The organism is Barnesiella sp. An22 (genome assembly GCF_002159975.1).
Lineage (GTDB): Bacteria > Bacteroidota > Bacteroidia > Bacteroidales > Barnesiellaceae > Barnesiella > Barnesiella merdigallinarum.
In genome coordinates this window covers 69,774-89,344 of the sequence record NZ_NFJR01000002.1, presented here as the reverse complement: position 1 = coordinate 89,344, position 19,571 = coordinate 69,774, and the positions used below count along the sequence as shown (strand labels likewise).

General features: G+C 54.8%; 16 protein-coding genes. 6 read left to right on the top strand and 10 right to left on the bottom strand.

Features of this window, described 5'->3' with window-relative positions; translation table 11 throughout:
* Nucleotides 1–11 precede the first annotated feature (11 nt).
* From B5F38_RS02950 to pnp, 5 genes are all read right to left on the bottom strand, one after another.
* Nucleotides 12–1,823, bottom strand: coding sequence for a 4-hydroxy-3-methylbut-2-en-1-yl diphosphate synthase (locus B5F38_RS02950; protein WP_087407840.1), 1,812 nt, complete (start codon nt 1,821–1,823; stop codon nt 12–14).
* Nucleotides 1,824–1,850: 27 nt separating this feature from the next.
* Complete coding sequence (purE, locus tag B5F38_RS02945; RefSeq protein ID WP_087407839.1) at nt 1,851–2,357, bottom strand: 5-(carboxyamino)imidazole ribonucleotide mutase; 507 nt, start codon at nt 2,355–2,357, stop codon at nt 1,851–1,853.
* Nucleotides 2,358–2,379: 22 nt separating this feature from the next.
* Entirely contained in the window at nt 2,380–2,994 is a 615-nt protein-coding gene (locus B5F38_RS02940; RefSeq protein ID WP_087407838.1) for a hypothetical protein, read from the bottom strand.
* 25 nt (nt 2,995–3,019) lie between these two features.
* Complete coding sequence (gene rpoN, locus B5F38_RS02935; RefSeq protein ID WP_087407837.1) at nt 3,020–4,489, bottom strand: RNA polymerase factor sigma-54; 1,470 nt, start codon at nt 4,487–4,489, stop codon at nt 3,020–3,022.
* A gap of 161 nt (nt 4,490–4,650) precedes the next feature.
* Entirely contained in the window at nt 4,651–6,816 is a 2,166-nt protein-coding gene (pnp, locus tag B5F38_RS02930) for a polyribonucleotide nucleotidyltransferase (RefSeq protein WP_087407836.1), read from the bottom strand.
* Between the two features lie 268 nt (nt 6,817–7,084).
* Between pnp and B5F38_RS02925 the strand changes: the two genes are divergently transcribed.
* From B5F38_RS02925 to B5F38_RS02915, 3 genes are all read left to right on the top strand, one after another.
* Nucleotides 7,085–8,227: a redoxin domain-containing protein gene (locus B5F38_RS02925; protein ID WP_158096830.1), complete on the top strand. Its 1,143-nt coding sequence runs from the start codon at nt 7,085–7,087 to the stop codon at nt 8,225–8,227.
* A gap of 169 nt (nt 8,228–8,396) precedes the next feature.
* Nucleotides 8,397–8,867: a transcription elongation factor GreA gene (gene greA, locus B5F38_RS02920; protein ID WP_087407834.1), complete on the top strand. Its 471-nt coding sequence runs from the start codon at nt 8,397–8,399 to the stop codon at nt 8,865–8,867.
* 229 nt (nt 8,868–9,096) lie between these two features.
* The gene (locus B5F38_RS02915) at nt 9,097–9,492 is read left to right on the top strand and encodes an HIT family protein (protein ID WP_087407833.1); all 396 of its coding nucleotides are present in this window, start codon (nt 9,097–9,099) and stop codon (nt 9,490–9,492) included.
* 120 nt (nt 9,493–9,612) lie between these two features.
* Here B5F38_RS02915 and B5F38_RS02910 read toward each other — a convergent pair whose 3' ends face one another.
* From B5F38_RS02910 to aroQ, 5 genes are read right to left on the bottom strand one after another with little or no spacing between them, the layout of a single operon-like run.
* On the bottom strand, nt 9,613–10,854 hold the full coding sequence (locus tag B5F38_RS02910; RefSeq protein ID WP_087407832.1) for an ABC transporter permease: 1,242 nt from the start codon (nt 10,852–10,854) through the stop codon (nt 9,613–9,615).
* A gap of 9 nt (nt 10,855–10,863) precedes the next feature.
* Nucleotides 10,864–11,199 carry a 30S ribosome-binding factor RbfA gene (gene rbfA, locus B5F38_RS02905; protein ID WP_087407831.1) on the bottom strand — a complete coding sequence of 112 codons (336 nt, stop codon included), beginning with the start codon at nt 11,197–11,199 and terminating at the stop codon, nt 10,864–10,866.
* Nucleotides 11,200–11,254: 55 nt separating this feature from the next.
* On the bottom strand, nt 11,255–11,890 hold the full coding sequence (locus B5F38_RS02900) for an O-methyltransferase (protein WP_087407830.1): 636 nt from the start codon (nt 11,888–11,890) through the stop codon (nt 11,255–11,257).
* On the bottom strand, nt 11,887–13,353 hold the full coding sequence (gene pyk / locus B5F38_RS02895; protein ID WP_087407829.1) for a pyruvate kinase: 1,467 nt from the start codon (nt 13,351–13,353) through the stop codon (nt 11,887–11,889). Before pyk ends, B5F38_RS02900 begins: the two co-directional genes overlap by 4 nt.
* Nucleotides 13,354–13,366: 13 nt before the next feature.
* Nucleotides 13,367–13,792 (bottom strand): type II 3-dehydroquinate dehydratase, encoded by a 426-nt coding sequence (gene aroQ, locus B5F38_RS02890; protein WP_087407828.1) that lies wholly within the window; start codon nt 13,790–13,792, stop codon nt 13,367–13,369.
* A gap of 395 nt (nt 13,793–14,187) precedes the next feature.
* Here aroQ and xerD point away from each other — a divergent pair, with 395 nt between their 5' ends.
* The 3 genes from xerD (at nt 14,188) to B5F38_RS02875 (ending at nt 19,563) form a co-directional block, all read left to right on the top strand.
* Nucleotides 14,188–15,114: a site-specific tyrosine recombinase XerD gene (xerD, locus tag B5F38_RS02885; RefSeq protein WP_087407827.1), complete on the top strand. Its 927-nt coding sequence runs from the start codon at nt 14,188–14,190 to the stop codon at nt 15,112–15,114.
* A 139-nt stretch (nt 15,115–15,253) separates the two neighbouring features.
* On the top strand, nt 15,254–16,936 hold the full coding sequence (locus B5F38_RS02880) for a tetratricopeptide repeat protein (RefSeq protein ID WP_087407826.1): 1,683 nt from the start codon (nt 15,254–15,256) through the stop codon (nt 16,934–16,936).
* A gap of 176 nt (nt 16,937–17,112) precedes the next feature.
* A complete protein-coding gene (locus B5F38_RS02875) occupies nt 17,113–19,563 on the top strand; it encodes a YfhO family protein (RefSeq protein WP_087407825.1) in 2,451 nt (816 codons plus the stop codon).
* The last annotated feature ends 8 nt before the right edge of the window (nt 19,564–19,571 follow it).

The window sequence follows — 19,571 nt, the reverse complement described above, 5'->3', positions numbered from 1 at the left end:
GGTCAGAAATCTCAAGCGGGGTCGCACCAGTCGCCGTTGGCTTTGATGAGGGCGATGAGCTTTTCGATAGCCTGCTCCTCGGGTATGTTCTTTTCGATACAGCTCTTGCCTTTGTAGAGGCTCACCCGGTTGCGTCCGGCACCCACGTAGCCGTAGTCGGCATCAGCCATCTCGCCGGGACCGTTTACGATACAGCCCATGACACCTATTTTGAGTCCGGTCAGATGCGAGGTGGCCGCTTTGACCCGGGCCAGAGTCGTTTGCAGGTTGAACATGGTGCGTCCGCAACTGGGGCACGAGATGTATTCGGTCTTGCTGAACCGCTTGCGGGCGGCCTGCAAAATGGTGAACATGTAGTCTGTGAGGCTCTGTGCTGCTATTTCTCCCTCGTTGCAGAGGTAGACACCGTCGATGAGGCTGTCGAGCAGGAAGGGGCCGAAATCGGCTCCGGCCTTCACTTGCAGCTCCTCGGGGTTGTTCTCGCGATAGTCTCGCTTCAGTATCACGGGGCAGGTGCAGCCGGCTGCGGTCAGCCGAGCCAAGGCAGCACGCGTGTCGCCCACAGGGTTGATGTGGTGCGAGGTGACGATGAGTACCACCCCCTTCTCGCCGGCCAACCGGTTGAGCAGCGGCTCGGTCAGTTCGGTCGTGTCGGCCTGCAGGAACCGCAGCGGAGCCTGGCACGAGGTCAGGGCTTGCCAGTCGGTTGCCCGGAAGAGCGGGTAGGTGTGAGTCTCGCCCCGGTAGAGGGGATAGTCGACAATCGAACGCACCGCACCCCCGGCCGCCTGGTCGCGGGTGTAGTAGAAGTCGGCTTTGGCTCCCTTGCCGGGTTTCCCCTCGGCCAGGACCACCGGCTGTTCGCCGGCGCCAATCCCCTCGATGTGCTCTTTGGGGCGGGCGGCCAACTGCTCGAGCGAGAGGTGGGGAGCCTCAATGGGTGTATGGCCGGCCCGGGCGGTGATGTAGTCGACCAGCTTGCGGGCCACCGGCACCTCGGCCTCGGGTGCTTCGCTCAGCGAAACCCGTATGGTGTCGCCTATACCGTCGGCCAGCAGGGTGCCTATACCCACGGCCGACTTTATCCGTCCGTCCTCTCCATCGCCGGCTTCGGTTACCCCCAGGTGCAGCGGGTAGTGCATGCCCTCGGCATCCATCGTCTGGATGAGCAGCCGCACGGTGGCTACCATCACCACCGTGTTGGAGGCCTTGATCGAGATGGCTACGTTGTCGAAATGTTCGTCGCGGCAGATGCGCAGGAACTCCATGCACGACTCGACCATGCCCGCCGGCGTATCGCCGTAGCGGCTCATGATGCGGTCGGAGAGAGAACCGTGGTTCACTCCCAGCCGGATGGCCGTGTGGTGCTCCTTGCAGATGTCGAGGAAGGCGACAAACCGCTCCCGCAGGCGTTTCAGTTCGGCGGCATACTCCTCGTCGGTGTAGTCTATCTGCTTGAAGGTGCGGGCGCTGTCGACGAAGTTACCGGGGTTGATACGCACCTTTTCGACGGTGCAGGCCGCTGCGTCGGCCGCCTTGGGGTTGAAGTGGATGTCGGCCACCAGCGGGGTGTGGTATCCCCGCTCATGAAGCTCTTTCTCGATATTGGCCAGGTTTTCGGCCTCGCGCACCCCCTGGGCGGTAAGTCTCACATAGTCGGCCCCGGCCTCGATAATGCGGATACACTGCTCTACGCTGCCCGGGGTGTCGAGCGTAGAGGTGTTGGTCATCGACTGTATGCGTATCGGGTACGACCCTCCGAGAGGCGTGTCACCTATCTGTACGACGCTGCTTTCCCGGCGACGGTAGTTGTAATAGTCCATGATAAAAGAGAACGGCGTGGATAGCGATTAGTTGGTTTTGAATTTGTATTTGACTTCGGCCAGCGCCTCATTGGCGGCAACGATTTTCTGGGTGAGTCCGGCTTTATATCGCTCCACCTTTTCGGCAATGGCGGCATCGCCCAGGGCCAGCATCTGGGTAGCCAGGATAGCGGCATTGAGCGAGGCGTTGATACCTACGGTAGCTACGGGGATTCCCGGGGGCATCTGCACGATGGCCAGCAGGGCGTCGAGACCCTCCATGCCCGATTTGATGGGCACACCGATGACGGGCAGCGGGGTCATCGAGGCGATGACGCCGGGCAGGTGTGCAGCCATGCCGGCCGCAGCGATAATGACTTTGATGCCGCGGGCTTTGGCTCCTTTGGCAAACTCCTCGACCTGAGCCGGGGTGCGGTGTGCCGAGAGGGCCAGCATCTCGAAGGGGATTTCGCACTCGTCGAGCAGCTTGGCGGCTTTCTCCATGACGGGGAGGTCGGAGGTGCTCCCCATGATTATACTTACAACAGGTTTCATAATGGTATATATTACTTATCGGTTATGCAAAAATAAAGAACATCGACCCGCAGCAGAGTATCCCCAGGGCAAATCCGGCGCCTACCTGTCCCAGCGTGTGGCGTTTGAGCAGGATGCGCGACGAGCCTATGGCACCGGCCAGCAGCACGGAGGCAATCTGCAGCGGCAGGATATAGGGGGTGAGCATGAGGCCGTAGAAACTCATCAGAAAGACCAGCGTCACCATGGAGCCGGCTGCCACCATGTGGGCGCTTATCTTCCAGTACCGGTTGATGAAGAGCGAGATGATGAGCGCGACGATGGCACCCGCGATGAAGGCGATAATCCAGCTGGGTATCCCGAATCGGTAGAGATAGAGGTAGCAGGCTACGTAGCAGGCGAAGTTGATGAGGTAGGGGATGGTACGCTCGGTGCGTTCGTGCAGCCTGAAGTCGCTGATGTGCCCCAGTTTGTAGAGAATATAGATGCCCAGCGAGGGGAGTATGCAGGTCGTGAGCAACACCCCCACGATGACGATGCCCAGCAGGCGGTCGCCGAAGATGCGCATGTACGACGTGTAGAGCGCGATGGCGATGCCGTAGGTAGGCATGAGCAGCGGATGAAACACGGTCGACAGTAGGGTTGCCAGTTTGTTCATAAGTCGTTATGTTTTTTTTAGTCGTTCAAATCTCTTTGCGCAACCGGGCCACGGGGATGGAGAGCTGCTCGCGATACTTGGCGATGGTACGTCGTGCTATGGGGTATCCCTTCTGTTGCAGCATCTCGCACAGCTTGTCGTCGGAGAGCGGCTTGCGCTTGTCTTCGTGGTCGACCAGCTCTTGCAGCAGCCGTTTGATTTCGCGGGTCGAGACCTCTTCGCCGGCATCGTTCTGCATGGCCTCGGAGAAGAAATATTTTAACGGATAAATACCGAAATTTGTTTGCACATACTTGCTGTTGCTGGCCCGCGAGATGGTAGAGATGTCGTAGCCGGTACGCTCGGCCACATCTTTCAGAATCATCGGCTTGAGGGTACGCTCGTCGCCGGTGAGGAAAAACTCCTTTTGCAGCTCGACGATGACCGTGATGGTCTTGAGCAGCGTCTCTTGCCGTTGCTTCACGGCGTTGACAAACCACTGGGCCGCGTCGAGTTTCTGCTTGACAAACAAGAGGGCATCGCGTTTGTCGCGGGTCTGGTTCTGTTTGTTCGACGAGTAGTCTTCCAGCATGTCCTGATAGTCGCGGCTTACGTGCAGCTCGGGTATATTGCTGTTGTTGAGGCTGATGGTGAGCTCGCCATCCTGAGCCTCGACGTAGAAGTCGGGGATGATGTGGTGCTCCGAGTTGCCCGAGTAGCTGTTGTTCCAGGCACTGCCCGGCTTGGGATTGAGCAGGGTGATTTCGTGAATGGCCTGTTTCAGCTCCTCTTCGCTCACGTTGCACTGGCGCATGATTTTGTCGTAGTGCTTCTTGGAAAACTCGTCGAACATCTGGTCCACGATTTTGTAGGCCAGCAGGTTGGCGGGTGTACCCTCGTGACGCTCGAGCTGCAGCAGCAGGCATTCGCGCAGGTTCGAGGCCCCCACGCCGGCCGGTTCGAACTCCTGAATCATTTGCAGAATATCCTCGACCTGACTCACCGGTACGTCGAGCCCCACCTGAAAGATGAGGTCGTCGGTGATGGCCTGGATGGGGCGCTGCAGATAGCCGTTGTCGTCGATGTTGCCGATGATATATTGGGCAATCTGATACGAGGTGTCGTCGAGCGGCTGTTCGCCCAACTGGCTCTCGAGGTAGTCGTGGAACGACGAAGCCGAGACAAAGGGAATATCCTCTTTCTTGTCGTCTTTCGAGAAGTTGTCGGCCTCGAGCCGGTAGTCGGGGATGTCGTCTTCGGTGCGGTAGTCGCCCAGCGAGAGCTCTTCGGCCGATTCGGTGGGATTCCCGTCTTCGTCGGCGTTGGGGTTGTAGTCGTTCAGGCTGTCGAGGCTTTCTTCCCGGCCCTCTTCCAGGGCGGGGTTGTCGACCAGCTCTTGTTGCACGCGCTCTTCAAACTCCACTTCGGTAAGTTCGAGGAGCCGGATGAGCTGTATCTGCTGGGGTGAGAGCTTTTGTTGCAGCTTCTGTTGTAGCTGCTGTTTCAGTGCTGCCATAGGCCGAGAATCATTTGCAAACGAAGGTAACGATTTTTACGCTAAATAAGTAAAAAAATGAGAATTTTTAACCCCGCGCAATATCTGTTTGAGGTAGGCGAAAAAAAAGAGCCGTATATCGGGATGATATACGGCTCGTATGGCGGAACAGATAGAATCTGTTACTGTTTCTTGTTGTCGCGGTGACGGTCGTTGCGCGGGGCTCTTTCGGGACGGGGCAACAGAGCTTTCATCGAGAGACGGTATTTGCCGGTCTTCTTGTCGATTTCGATGAGTTTCACCGTTACTTCGTCGCCTTCGTGGATACCCGAGGTCTCCATCGTCTCGAGACGGTCCCAGCTGATTTCCGAGATGTGGAGCAGACCATCTTTGCCGGGGAGAATCTCTACGAATGCACCGAAGGGCAGAATCGATTTCACTACACCGGTATAGGTTTCGCCCTCTTCGGGTTGAGCCGTGATGGCTTTGATGCGGCGTTTGGCATCCTGAATCGACTCGAGGTTGGCTGCCGAGATTTCGATGTGGCCCTCGTTGTCGATTTCGTCGATGGTAACGATGGCACCGCTGGCTTCCTGAATGCTTTGGATGATTTTCCCGCCCGGGCCGATTACGGCACCGATCATCTCTTTGGGGATAATCATCGTCTCGAGACGAGGCGCATGCGGCTTGAGGTCGGCACGCGGTTCGGCGATGGTGTCGGTGATGATGTTGAGGATGTGCATACGACCCTCGCGAGCCTGATTCAGGGCTTTCTCGAGAACTTCGTAGGAGAGACCGTCGCACTTGATGTCCATCTGGGTGGCGGTGATACCGTCGCGGGTACCGGTCACCTTGAAGTCCATGTCGCCGAGGTGGTCCTCGTCACCGAGAATATCGGAGAGGATGGCATATTTCACATTGTCTTTGTCGGTAATCAAGCCCATGGCGATACCCGAAACCGGTTTCTTGATTTGTACACCGGCATCCATCAGGGCCAGCGTACCGGCACAAACGGTAGCCATCGACGACGAGCCGTTCGACTCGAGAATATCCGATACGACACGGATTACATAGGGGTAATCCTTCGGAATCATGCGTTTGAGGGCGCGGTTGGCCAGGTTGCCATGACCGATTTCACGACGGCCTACGCCGCGTTGGGCTTTAGCTTCGCCGGTCGAGAAGGGGGGGAAGTTGTAGTGGAGCAGGAAGCGGTCGCGACCCTGGTTGAGCACGTCGTCGAGAATCTTCTCGTCGAGTTTGGTACCGAGGGTAACGGTGGCCAGGGCCTGTGTCTCACCACGGGTGAACACGGCCGATCCGTGAGGACCCGGCAGGTAGTCTACTTCGCACCAGATGGGGCGAATCTGCGTGGTGGTACGGCCGTCGAGACGGATGCCTTCGTCGAGAATGCAGCGACGTACGGCCTCTTTCTCTACATCGTGGTAGTAGCGGCGTACGAGCGGTTCCTTTTCGGCGAGCTCTTCTTCGCTCAGACCGGCCAGATAGTCGTCGACGATAGCGTCGAAGGCGTTTTGGCGGGCGTGCTTGTCGGCATTACCCGAGCGGGCAATGGCGTAAGCCTTGTCGTAGCATTTTGCCCACACGTCTTTGCGCAGATCTTCGTCGTTGGTTTCGTGGCAATATTCGCGTTTTACGGTCGAACCTACGGCCTCGGCCAACTCTTTCTGTACGAGGCAGTGAACCTTGATGGCTTCATGGGCGGCTTTGAGGGCTTCGAGCAGGTCGGCCTCCGAAACTTCGTCCATTTCGCCTTCGACCATCATGATGTTTTCATAAGTGGCACCTACCATCAAATCCATGTCGGCTCTTTCGAGTTCGCTGAAGGTAGGATTTATTCTGAATTTACCGTCGATGCGGGCAACCCGTACTTCCGAAATAGGACCGTTGAAGGGAATATCCGACACGGCCAGGGCAGCCGATGCGGCCAGACCGGCCAGGGCATCGGGCATGTCTACGCCATCGGTCGAGAACAGCATGATGTTCACGAAGGTGTCGGCGTGATAGTTGTCGGGGAACAACGGACGCAGTACGCGGTCTACCAGGCGGGCGGTGAGTATCTCGTAGTCTGAAGCTCGGCCCTCACGTTTGGTAAAACCTCCGGGGAAACGGCCGAAAGCTGAATAACGCTCTTTGTATTCTACTTGCAAAGGCATGAAATCCACGCCTTCACCGGCTTCTTGTGCCGAACATACCGTGGCCAACAGCATGGTGTTGCCCATGCGTACTTCTACGGCCCCATCGGCTTGCTTGGCGAGCTTGCCGGTTTCGATGGTGATGGTCCTTCCATCACCCAAATCGATGGTCTTCTTAATAACTTGTTTAATCATAAAATCGATTTTTCTGTATTTTTTTCTTCTCAAAATCACGCAAAGATAATGAAAGTTTGAATGCAAAACTATGATTATGAAATAAAAATGAAAAAATATCGCCTATAAAAGTAGTTTGGCGAACAGATAGTGCGGTTTTTTGCGGGGGCATTCTTTCATTTTGCTTTTGGTACAGAGGCACCGAGGCATTGGAATGTGTGAAAAAAAACATATCTTTGTAACTGGTTTTCTCCAAGGGGAGATGGCCATGAACTTAAAATCTGAAACAATGAGAAAGTGGATATTTTTATGTGCGATAGCCGTGGCTGTTACCTCGTGTAGCAAGCGGCAGTTTACCATCGAAGGCGACGTGACGGGTGCTCACGGACAAATGCTTTACCTCGAATCGCTGGCTACGGGACAGCCTGTGGCGCTCGACTCGGTGACTCTCGACGACAAGGGCGCTTTCAAATTCAAACAAGAGGCACCGCAATATCCCGAGTTTTATCAGCTGCGGTTGAATGGGGCTCTGGTTCATTTTGCCGTCGACTCTACCGAGACGCTGTCGTTCTCGGCCCGGGCTACCGATTTTGCCGACGGCTACGAACTGACCGGTTCGGACGAGTGTACCAAGATGCGCATCGTGACCGACGAGAGCGGTAAGTTGAAACGTCGCATCAATGAACTCAACAAAGCTGTATCGGCCAACAGCATCCAGGTCGATACCTTGCGGGCACAAGCTATTCAGGCTTTGGCCGAGTACAAGGAGAAGATGCTCAACCTGGTGCTGGAGAATCCGGCATCGGCCGCCGCTTATTATATCGTGTTCCAGGAGATTAACGGCAGTCGGGTATTCGACCCTTACAATGCCGAAGACCGCAAGTTGATTGCCGCCGTGGCTACGAGTTTCGATATGCACTATCCCGAGTCGCCCCGCGCCAAGCAGTTGAAGCAGATGACACTGGAAGCCATCGCTGCCGAGCGAGCTGCCCGCCAGAGTAACGAGGCCAATATCGAGGCAGAGACTACCTCGTATATCGACGTGGAACTGTATGACCAGTTGGGTCGCAAGCAGACCTTGGGCGAGCAGATGGAAGCCAATAAGGTGGTGCTTCTCAGTTTCACCGCTTACCAGACCGATTATTCCCCGGCTTACAATATGAAGCTGGCCGAACTCTACAAGAAATACAGGAGCCGCGGTCTCCAGATCTATCAGGTTTCGCTCGATGCCGACGAACAGTCGTGGAAGGTAGCTGCCGACAATCTGCCGTGGGTGTGCGTGCGCGATCCGCAGAGTGTCTATTCGCGCAACGCCGCTATCTATAATGTGAAGAACTTGCCTACCTGTTTCGTCATCGACAAGAACGACGGCATTGTGAAACGCATCGAGAAAGTGGGTGAAATCGAGGCTGCTATACAATCGCGTCTCTAATGAGCCGACAAGTAAACTTTTGACGATTCTCGGCGTTTTTTTTTGGAAGATTAAAAAAAGGGCGTATCTTTGTCACAGTGAAAGCACAAAAAGGAGTCCCGGCTAACGGCGGGATTTCTTTTTTGTTTAATATGGAATAATAATTTATAAACACTATAGGAGTAAAATTATGGCTATTACGTACATGACCGAAGAAGGTTACAAAAAACTGATGGAAGAGATAGCTTATCTCGAAAATGTGAAGCGTCCCGAAATCTCTCGTGCGATTGGCGAAGCTCGCGACAAAGGTGACCTCTCGGAAAATGCCGAGTATGATGCTGCCAAAGAGGCACAGGGCATGCTCGAAATGAAAATCTCGCAGTTGAAAGATCTCGTGGCCAACGCCCGTTTCATCGACGAGAGCAAGTTGAACACCCACACGGTGCAAATCTTGAACACCGTAACTATCAAGAATGTCAAGAATGGCGCGGTAATGAAATATACCATCGTGTCGGAGTCGGAGGCCAACCTGCGCGAAGGCAAGATTTCGGCCACGACCCCCATTGCCAAAGGTCTGCTGGGCAAGCAGGTAGGCGACATTGTCGAGATTCAGGTTCCCTCGGGCCTGATGTCGTTCGAGATTGTAGATATTTCCATTTAATCGCATAAGCCGGTGTGCACACGTTGCATATCGGCTTTTTTGTCACAGGCGTTCTCCCGTTCTCTCCTATAGTTTGCAGAGCGGGAGAACGCTTTTTTATTTCTTTTCGCTAACTTTGCATATGGTGAAAACCGGTGGTGGCCAGTCTTGGTCAATGGGAGACGGCGTTTCCCATCGACCTCTGCTCCTGCTTTCGCCATCTATTGTAAAAACTAAAAAACAAGAAACCATGGCAACCATTTTCAGTCGTATTGTAGCCGGTGAAATTCCGTGCTACAAAGTAGCCGAGGACGAGAATTATTTTGCATTCCTCGACATCAATCCCGTAGCCAAAGGGCATACGCTGGTGATTCCGAAAAAGGAGGTCGACTATATCTTCGATCTCGACGACGAGGCTTATGTAGGTCTCACCCGCTTCGCCAAACGGGTGGCCCGGGCTATCGAGAAGGCCGTGCCCTGTAAACGGGTAGGTGTGGCCGTGATGGGTCTCGAAGTGCCTCATACGCACATTCATCTGGTGCCTATCAACCACGAGTCCGATATGAATTTCTTCCGCGACAAGCTGTCGCTCGACGCTGCCGAAATGCAGTCTATTGCCGATGCGATTGCTCGCGAAATGAAGTGATGTGGAGATAGTCCAAGATAACGACGGGGCGGCTCAAAAACAGTTTTGGGCCGCCCTGTTGGTATGTTGGCATGGGATAAGGATAGTATATATTAAAGAGGTAGGTATGCGTGCCAGAGGTTACTCTCTATTTGATTTCTCGGCGAGCAGGCGCTTGCGCAGAAACTTGGCAGGATACCAGGCGGTAACGAAGCCCAGGATGAGGACGATGGCGGTGACGGCCAGCGTGTCGAACAGTTCGAGCCGTACGGGGTAGGCGTCGGTGATGAACATACCCTCGGTGCTGCCCAGCTTCAGCAATCCGTACTCCTGTTGCAGGTAGCAGAGTATCACCCCCAGAATGAGGCCCGAACCGGCCCCGATGGCCGAGATGAGCCACCCCTCGGCCAGGAATATGCGCGAGATGAGTCGGTCGTCGGCTCCCAGTTTTTGCAGGGTGTCGATGTCGCGTTTCTTGTCGATGATGAGCATCGAGAGGGCGCCTATCACATTGAAGGTGGCAATCATCAGGATAAACGAGAGGATGAGGAAGGTAATCCACTTCTCAATCTGTACCCACTTGTACCAGTCGTTCTGCTCGATGTGGGTAGCCACGCGGTACGAGTCGCCCAAAGTCTCTTTCAGCTTCTGGGCCACGGCATGCTCGGTGTAGTCGGGAGCGAGGCGCAGCTCGATGGCGGTTGCCTCGGTGGTGTAGCTGAACATCTCGCGGGCGGTGGCCAGGGGCAGAATCACCAGTTGGTCGTCGTAGATGGCCTGGTTGGAGCAGAAGACGCCGGCCACGAAGAAACGCCTGCTGTTGAACGATTGTGCCGGGTTGGCCAGATTGACCCGTCCCAGCCGGTTGGGAGCATAGAGCTCTACGGGGTAGGGGGTGTTGGTGGCGATACCCAGTTGGGCGGCAATGCCTATGCCCAGCGATACATAGTCGACTCGCCCGTCGTTGAGCATGAAGGTGCCGCTGGTGATAAGCTCCTCGATGTGCGACAGTTGGGTATAGTTGTCGGGAACCCCTTTTACCAGCACCGGTTGCTGGCGGTCCTTGTATTGGCACAGGGCACTCTCCTCGATGACGGGCGAGACGATGGTCACCTCGGGCCACGAAGCTATCTGTTTCAGCTCGGGAGCCTCGGTATCGAGCGTTTTCCCCTCACGCGGGGTAATCTTGATTTGCGGGTCTATCTGCGAATAGAGCGACCCGATCAGCTGCGTGAATCCGTTGTAGACCGACAGGGTGCAGATGAGTGCCAGCGTGGTAATGGCCACCCCGCACACCGATACGATCGATATGGCATTGATGGCGCTGTGCGACTTCTTGGAGAAAAGGTAGCGCCAGGCAATTTTGCGGGAGAGCCGACTCATCGGTATACGCTATTTTTTCAACAGCGAGTCGATATTCTCGATGTAGTCGAGCGAGTCGTCGAGGAAGAACGAGAGTTCGGGCGTCTTTCGCAACTGGAAGCGCACGCGCTGTGACAGTTCGTAGCGTATGGTCTTGGCGTTGGCGTTGATGTTGGCAATCATTTCGGCGCTCTTTTCGGGCGGGAAGATGCTCAGGTAGGCTTTGGCCGTACTCAGGTCGGGGCTGACGCGTACCACGCTCACCGAGATGATGATGCCGTGGGTCTTGCGGGTTTCGCCCAGAAAAATGTCGCTCAGCTCCTTCTGCAGCAGGCGGCTTATTTTGTTCTGTCGTGTTGTTTCCATATATAGCTCCTTTTTTTAGATATAACCAAGTTGAGTGGGTAAAGATTGTGTGGCATTACGGTTTTTTCCACAAAATGGTGAGCCCGTCGCGCAGGGGCAGAATCACCTTCTCTACCCGGTTGTCGGTGGCGACGAAGTCGTTGAAGCGTTCGATGCCCACCGTTTGGGCGTCGCGGCTGTGCGGGTCGGTCACCACCTTGCCGTCCCACAGGGTATTGTCGGCCAGGATGATACCCCCCGGCCGCACCTTGGGCAACACCAGCTCGTAATACTTCAGATAGTCGCGCTTGTTGGCGTCGATAAACACGAGGTCGTAGGTGTCGGCAAGGGAGGGGACAATCTCGCAGGCGTCGCCTATGTACAGTTTGATGCGGTCGCCTACGGGCGAGCGGTCGAAGTAGCTGCGGGTGAAGTCTTCGATTTCGTCGTCGATTTCGATGGTATGCACTTCGCCCCCTTCGCACAACCCCTCGGCCAGGCAGAGGGCCGAGTAGCCGGTGAAGGTGCCCAGCTCGAGGATGCGGTGCGGCCGCATCATGCGACAGAACATCTTGAGAATGCGCCCTTGCAGGTGGCCCGACACCATGCGGGGCCGCAGGTGATACAGGTGCGTATTCCGGTCGAGCGCGGCAAGCAGTTCGTCCTCGGGGTCGATGTGGGTCAATATGTACTCTTCCAGTTCGCGGGTCATGCTTCGGCGTCTTCGATATTGGGCAAGGTATAGTGGTTGAAGTTGTCGAGCACTTCGCTTATCCGGTTTATCTCGAGGAATGTGGTGCCTTTTCCTTCGCCGAATCCTCCGCCCAGATAGGCAATGAGGTCGTCGCGGTCGATGAGGTGCAGCTCCATGAGGTGGTTCAGACCGTTGAACAGGTATTCGCGCGAGGTGCGGGTGCGCTCCTGATAGAGGGGGAATACGCCGTAAGAGAGAGCCAGCAACCGTATGGTGCGCTCGTAGTAGCAGAGAGCCAGCACCGGGTAGCGTCCCCGGTAGGCAGCCACATAGCGGGCGGTGCGGCCCGTATAGCTGTCGGTGATGATGGCCTTTGTACCCAGTTTGTTGAAGGTCTTTACCGCCTGTTTGGCCAGGAACGAGGTGACGTCGGGTTCGTCGGCCGACGAAATGACCCGGATGTTGCTCTCGGTGAGCTTGTTGTTTTCGGCCTCCTCGGCTACGCGGGCCATGGTGGCTACCGCCTCGACGGGATATTTGCCGTAGGCCGTCTCGCCGCTGAGCATGAGGGCGTCGGTGTGCTGGTAGATGGCGTTGGCTATGTCAGTTACCTCGGCACGGGTGGGCCGGGGGTTCTTGATCATCGAGTGGAGCATCTGGGTGGCGACGATAACCGGCTTTTTGGCCTGGATGCACTTCTTGATGAGGCGGGCCTGGATGCCGGGAATCTTCTCCTGGGGTACCTCGATACCCAAGTCGCCGCGGGCTACCATCACGCCGTATGCGGCCTCGAGTATCTCGTCGATGTTGTCCACACCCTCTTGGTTTTCGATTTTGGCGATAATCTTGATCGGGCTCTTATACTCGTCGAGAATGGCCTGAATGTCGAGCACATCCTGTTTGCTGCGCACGAACGAGTGGGCAATGAAGTCGATTTCCTGCTTGATGGCATAGCGGATGTTGCGGATGTCGCGCTCGGTGAGCGAGGGGAGGTTGATGCGCACGCCCGGCACGTTGACACTCTTGCGGGCTCCCAGTTCGCCGTTGTTGAGCGACTCGCACAGCAGTTCGTCGTTCTCTTTGCCGCGTACGATGAACTCGAGTTCGCCGTCGTCGATGAGGATGTGGCTGCCCACCTCCAGGTCTTGGGCAAAGTTGGGGTAGCTTACCCCGATGTATCCGTGGCCGGTGAGGGTCCCCTCGCGGCCGGTAATGCGCACGAAGTCGCCCGTGACAAACGACAGATTGTTACCGTCGGCCAGTGCGGTGGTGCGCACCTCGGGGCCCTTGGTATCCATCAGGATGGCTATTTTGTTGGAGACGGCGCGCACGTTGTCGATGATTTTGCGGAATCCCTCTTCCTGCAGGTGGGCCGAGTTCATACGAACGACATTCATGCCGTTGTCGTAGAGTTGTTTGATGAAGTCGACATCGCAGCGCGAGTCGGATATGGTCGCTACTATTTTCGTGTATTTGGACATAGGTGAAAGGGGTTTATCGTTTTTTTTCAATCAAAGCCTCGATGGCAAGTCGGTACGAGTCGAGTCCGAACCCGATAATCGAGCCGGCAACGGCTGCCGCTATCATGGATTTGTGGCGGTACTCCTCGCGGGCGTGGATATTGGAGATGTGTACCTCGACCACGGGGGTCGGTACGGCACGTATGGCATCGCTCAAGGCGATGGAGGTGTGGGTGTAGGCTCCGGCATTGAGCACGATGCCGTCGCAAGAGAACCCCGCCTCTTGAATCTTGTCGATGAGTTCGCCCTCGATATTGGACTGGAAATAGCCGATGCGGTGGTCGGCATAGCGCTGTTGCAACTCGCCGAGAAAGTCGTCGAAACTTTTTTCCCCGTAAATGCTCTTTTCCCGTTTGCCCAACAAGTTGAGGTTGGGCCCGTTGATAATGAGTATATCCATAATAACAATCTTTTTTGTACGGAGAGTCTCTCTGCCGATTGTCCCTCCGGCCTTTTTGTCTATTTAGATTCGATGCGATAGGATACGGCTCGGCATAGTCCAATTTGAAAGTTTTGTTTTCAGTTGTCTCTGCACTCGCCTTTCGCTATCTTTTAGATAAGACAGGATGCGGCTCGGCAAAAAATCTCAAACGAGTTTGATTTTTCTGCACTCGCCTTTCACTATCTTTACAGAAGATAGGAGTCGGCTCGGCATAACCCAAACACGAAACTGGGTTTCGGTTTGTCTCTGCACTCGCCTTTCACTATCTTTGCCCTGAAAGCCGATGCTCCGGGATATTCTCCCTAAGATAAGGCAAAATTACGGAAAAAAATGATATATCGGATAAAAAGAGTATGCCAAAAGTCGATGCAGATAATTTGTTGAAGCGTTTTGGGCGCTATTTGAAGTTGGAACGAGGGCTTTCCACCAATACGGTAGAGGGCTATCAATGCGATGTCGAGAAGCTTGTGGATTTTATTCAGACCGAGAATCTCGATTGGAGTCAGGTTACCGGCGACGACCTGCACCGGTTTGTATGCACGTTGCAAGACCTGGGCATCGGAGCCCGGTCGCAGGCTCGCATCATCTCGGGAATCAAGTCGTTTTTCGGTTTCCTGAAGTTGGAGAAGCTCATCGAGAACGACCCTTCGGAGTTGATCGAGAGTCCGAAGCTGGGGGTGAAGTTGCCCGATGTGCTCACGGTCGATGAGGTAGACCGTATGGTCGAGTCGTTCGACCTGTCGCAACCCGAGGACCGTCGCAACCGAGCCATCATCGAGACCCTCTATGGTTGCGGGTTGCGGGTGTCGGAGCTGGTGGGGCTGCGTATCTCCGACCTCTATTTGACCGACGGTTATATCATTGTCGAGGGCAAGGGCGAGAAGCGTCGCCTCGTTCCCATCTCGCAGAACGCGATACGCGAGATAAACCTCTATCTGGAAGACCGGCGGGAGCTCGACATCAAGCGGGGCAGCGAGGATATTCTGTTTTTGAACCGGCGGGGGGCGAAGCTTACCCGGGTGATGGTCTACTATATTGTGAAACGGGCCTGCGAGCGGTGTGGCATTCGCAAGCAGGTGAGCCCCCACACGCTGCGTCATACCTTTGCCACCCACCTGCTCGAGGGGGGGGCCAACCTGCGGGCCATTCAACAGATGTTGGGGCACGAGAGCATCACCACCACCGAGATATATACCCACCTCGACAGGCAGTTCCTGCGGCAGGAAATCTTGCAATATCATCCCCGAAACCAGCGGAAAGCCCCCAATAAAGGGGGTTAGAGAAAAAAATTTGTATAAAAATAGTGAGAGTGTTCTATTTTTGTTTATTTTTGCCTTTAAATATGAAATGCACTAATTCTGTTCTTCAAAATAGGAAAGGAAATATTTCAAAAATAAGTGTAACCAAACAATTATTATTATGATTAAGAAAATCTATCTTCCCCTAATGCTTCTCATGACATTGGCATTTGTAGGGTGTAACAAAGACATGAAGCCGTTATCGGCCGATTATTTTACGGTGACCCCTTCTCCTCTTGAAGTAGTAGGTGGCCAGGTTCCTGCAACCATTACGGGAACTTTCCCTGAAAAGTATTTCGATAAGAAATCGGTAGTTACAGTAACTCCCTACCTGGTTTACGCCGAGGGTGAAACTGCCGGTACTCCGTTTGTTTATCAAGGGGAAAAGGTAGAAGGTAACGACCAAGCCATTTCGTACAAAATGGGTGGTGTTGTTTCCATGCCTGTAAACTTCAAATACATTCCCGAGATGCGTAAATCGGAACTGCAACTGGCTTTCAAAGTTCAAAGAGGTAACAAAACGTATGAATTGCCTCGTGTAACGGTTGCCGAGGGTGTCGTTTCTACGGCCGAAATCGCCAACGCTCAAGAGGTGAACCCCGCTATCACGCCCGACAAGTTCCAACGTATTATCAAAGAGACCTACTCGGCCGACATCATGTTCCTCATCCAACAGGCCAACCTGCGTGCCGAGCAACTGAAATCGGAAGAGATGAAAGCTCTCCACAACGAAATCAACGCTGCTGCCGAGGCTCCCAACAAAGAGTTGACCAACATCAACATTTCGTCTTACGCTTCGCCTGATGGTGGTGTGAAACTGAATACCACGCTGGCCGAGAACCGTGAGAAGAATACGGTTAACTACATGAAGAAGAGCTTGAAGAAAGACAAAGTTGAAGCCGACATGACTGCCGAATTTACGGCTCAAGACTGGGAAGGTTTCCAAGAACTGGTTTCGAAATCGAACATCCAAGACAAAGAGCTCATCCTGAACGTACTTTCGATGTACTCCGACCCCGAACAACGCGAACGTGAAATCAAGAACATGTCGTCGGTATTCAAAGTATTGGCCGAGGAGATCCTCCCGCAACTGCGTTATTCGAGAATCACGGCTTCGGTGAACGTAATCGGTAAATCGGACGAGGAAATCTCGAAACTGGCTCAAGAAGATGCTAAAGCCCTCTCGGTTGACGAACTGCTCTACGCTGCTACGCTGGTTAAGACCAACAAAGAGAAAGCTGCCATCTATACGAAAGTGATTGAAATCTATCCGAACGACTACCGTGGTTACAACAACTTGGGTATGGTTCAATACGAAGAAGGCGACCTCGCTGCTGCCAAAGCTAACTTCGACAAGGCTGCCCGCATCGCTCCCAATACTCCCGAGGTGGCTATGAACCAAGGTTTGATCGCTCTCTCGAACAGCGATTACGCTGCCGCCGAACAAGCCTTTGGCAAATCGGCCGGTGTTGAGGAACTCAACGAAGCTCTGGGTGTATTCTACATGAAGAAAGGCGACTACAACGCAGCCGTAAAAGCATTTGGCGATGTTAAATCGAACAACGCCGCTCTGGCTCAAATCTTGGTAAAAGATTACAGCAAGGCTAAAGCTACGTTGGCCGGTGTTGAAACTCCCAATGCCAATACTTACTACCTGATGGCCGTTCTGGGTGCTCGTACCAACAACGAACAAATGGTTGTTTCGAACCTGAAGAAAGCTATCAGCATGGATTCTGCAAAAGCTCAACAAGCTGCTACCGATCTTGAATTTGCCAAATTCGACATCACTTCGCTTGTAAAATAAGTTAGCAGATAAATAGACCATCATAGGGCCGAGGTTGCATGTGCAACCCCGGCCCTATTTTTTCTCCGAAAGGCAAAGTTGCCTGAAAGAGGGTTTTTGTTTCAGTTTGTTCGCCTGGGAGCGTGATAATTACGGTTAAACTTGTACATTTGCAAAAAAAATACAGATTCGTAACAATGAAAAGTCATAAGAACCTTTGGGCCCTCTTGCCGGTCCTGTTGTTTGTCGTCTTGTCGTTTATCTATTTCTCGCCCGACGTTGTCGAAGGCAAGATTCTGTTCCAACACGATACCCAGCAGGGGTTGGCCATAGGCCACGAAGCCAAGACCTACGCCGAGCAAACGGGCGAAATGCCTCGCTGGACCGGCTCGGTATTCTCGGGTATGCCTACCTTCCAGATTGCACCCACCTACTCGAGCAACGCTCCGCTGAAGGGGTTGCAGCACGTCTATAACCTGTGGCTGGTATCGCCCGTGTCGCTGGTCTTCATCATGATGCTGGGCTTCTATATTCTGCTGCTCACGCTCAACGTGCGGTGGTATCTGGCGGCCTTCGGTGCGGTGGCTTATGCCTTTTCGTCCTACTTCTTTATCATTATTGCGGCGGGCCATATCTGGAAGTTCATCACGCTCGCCTACATTCCCCCTACGATTGCCGGCATCATTCTGGCCTATCGGGGGCGCTATCTGTTGGGTGGAGCCCTGGCGGCACTCTTCGGCGCGTTGCAAATCATGTCGAACCACGTGCAGATGTCCTACTACTTCCTCTTTGTCATCTGTGCCGTAGTCGTTGCCTATGGCGTGGAGCACTACCGCTCGCACACCATGCCGCGCTTTTTCAAGGCCACCGGCGTGTTGCTGGTAGCTGCCGTGCTGGCCGTGGGTGCCAATGCTTCGAATCTGTATCACACCTACAAATATTCCAAAGAGTCGATGCGTGGAGGCCATACCGAGCTCTCTTCGCCCGATGGCGACAAGGTGGCCAAACCGGCCGGAAGCGGTCTGGACAAAGAGTATATCACCCAGTGGAGCTACGGCAAGATGGAGACTCTCACCCTCCTGATTCCCGACAGCAAGGGTGGTGCCAGCGGTCCGCTCTCTGAGAGCGAGCGGGCGGTGAAGGCGGCCAATCCCGAGATTCGTCCCTACCTGTCGCAACTCGATCGTTACTGGGGCGACCAGCCCTTTACCTCGGGACCGGTCTATGTGGGTGCCCTCATCTTCTTCCTCTTCGTGCTGGGTTGCTTCATCGTGCGCACGCCGCTCAAGTGGGCCTTGCTGGTGGTGACGATTCTGACCGTCATGCTCTCGTGGGGTAAGAACATGATGTGGCTCACCGACTGGTTTATCGATTACTTCCCCATGTACAACCGATTCCGTACGGTGTCGAGCATCCTGGTGGTGGCCGAGTTCTGCATGCCGCTGCTGGCCGTGCTGGCGCTGAAAAAGATATTCGACGACCCGTCGATACTCTCGCGTGAGAAACGGTGGTTCTACCTGAGCGGCGGCATTGTGGCCGGTATCGCTCTGCTGGCGGCTCTGGCCCCTGGCCTCTTCGATACCTTCTTGAAAGACTATGAGCGCGAAGCCGCCGGTCAACCCGGTTATGCCGAACTCTTTGCCGGTGTGGCCGAAGCCCGCAAGGCTATCTTCACGGCCGATGCCTGGCGATCGTTCATCATCGTGGTGCTGGGCTTTGCCGTGCTGTGGCTGCTCAATCGGAAGAAGGTGAGTGCTACCGTGGCCATGGTGGCCCTGGCGGTGATTCTGGTAGGCGATATGTATCCGGTCAACAAGCGCTATCTCAACAGCGACAACTTCGTGACACCGGCCCGCAAGACCAATCCCTTCCCCATGACCGATGCCGACCGCTATATCCTGCAAGACAAGGACATGAACTACCGGGTGCTCAATGCGGCGGCCGGCGAGACGCTGGCAGCCAGTTTCAACGAGCCCCGCACGTCGTATTACCACAAGTCGGTCGGCGGCTACCACGCCGCCAAATTGCGCCGCTATCAAGACCTGATAGACCGTCAGCTCGTCAATGGCAACATGGTGGTACTGAACATGCTCAATACCCGCTACATCATACAGCCGCTCGAGGATGGGCGCGAGACCGTCGTGCGCAACCCCGGAGCGCTGGGCAACGCCTGGTTTGTATCGGAGGTCGAGTGGGTCGACAATGCCGATGCCGAGATGGCAGCCATTACCGACTTCGACCCGTCGCACACGGCAGTGGCCGATCGCCGCTTTGCCCGGGAGATTGGCGACAAGGTGGTTCCCCCCGCAGCCGGCGACACCATCTACGAGACTGCCTACAAGCCCGACGAGCTCACCTATCGCTACCGTTCGCAACAAGGCGGTTTAGCGGTCTTCTCCGAGATTTATTTCCCTTGGGGCTGGCAGGTGACTGTCGACGGGAAACCCATCGATATGGTGCGTGTAAACTACGTGTTGCGGGCTGTCAATCTGCCGGCCGGCGAACACGAAGTGATATTCCGGTTCGACCCGCCCTCGGTACATACGACCGAAGCCATTGCCTATGTGTCGCTCTTCCTCATCCTGGCCGGCTTTGTGGGCACGGGGGTAGTCTATTGGCGTCGTCGTAAATCGGTCCCGCAAGCCTAAAAGCCGTA

Coding starts and splice junctions, on each gene's coding strand:
- rbfA (WP_087407831.1), bottom strand. CDS start 11,199: ATGGAAACAACACGACAGAACAAAATAAGCCGCCTGCTGCAGAAGGAG.
- B5F38_RS02910 (WP_087407832.1), bottom strand. CDS start 10,854: ATGAGTCGGCTCTCCCGCAAAATTGCCTGGCGCTACCTTTTCTCCAAG.
- greA (WP_087407834.1), top strand. CDS start 8,397: ATGGCTATTACGTACATGACCGAAGAAGGTTACAAAAAACTGATGGAA.
- purE (WP_087407839.1), bottom strand. CDS start 2,357: ATGAAACCTGTTGTAAGTATAATCATGGGGAGCACCTCCGACCTCCCC.
- pnp (WP_087407836.1), bottom strand. CDS start 6,816: ATGATTAAACAAGTTATTAAGAAGACCATCGATTTGGGTGATGGAAGG.
- B5F38_RS02915 (WP_087407833.1), top strand. CDS start 9,097: ATGGCAACCATTTTCAGTCGTATTGTAGCCGGTGAAATTCCGTGCTAC.
- B5F38_RS02940 (WP_087407838.1), bottom strand. CDS start 2,994: ATGAACAAACTGGCAACCCTACTGTCGACCGTGTTTCATCCGCTGCTC.
- B5F38_RS02925 (WP_158096830.1), top strand. CDS start 7,085: ATGAGAAAGTGGATATTTTTATGTGCGATAGCCGTGGCTGTTACCTCG.
- pyk (WP_087407829.1), bottom strand. CDS start 13,353: ATGTCCAAATACACGAAAATAGTAGCGACCATATCCGACTCGCGCTGC.
- B5F38_RS02950 (WP_087407840.1), bottom strand. CDS start 1,823: ATGGACTATTACAACTACCGTCGCCGGGAAAGCAGCGTCGTACAGATA.
- B5F38_RS02875 (WP_087407825.1), top strand. CDS start 17,113: ATGAAAAGTCATAAGAACCTTTGGGCCCTCTTGCCGGTCCTGTTGTTT.
- B5F38_RS02900 (WP_087407830.1), bottom strand. CDS start 11,890: ATGACCCGCGAACTGGAAGAGTACATATTGACCCACATCGACCCCGAG.
- xerD (WP_087407827.1), top strand. CDS start 14,188: ATGCCAAAAGTCGATGCAGATAATTTGTTGAAGCGTTTTGGGCGCTAT.
- aroQ (WP_087407828.1), bottom strand. CDS start 13,792: ATGGATATACTCATTATCAACGGGCCCAACCTCAACTTGTTGGGCAAA.
- B5F38_RS02880 (WP_087407826.1), top strand. CDS start 15,254: ATGATTAAGAAAATCTATCTTCCCCTAATGCTTCTCATGACATTGGCA.
- rpoN (WP_087407837.1), bottom strand. CDS start 4,489: ATGGCAGCACTGAAACAGCAGCTACAACAGAAGCTGCAACAAAAGCTC.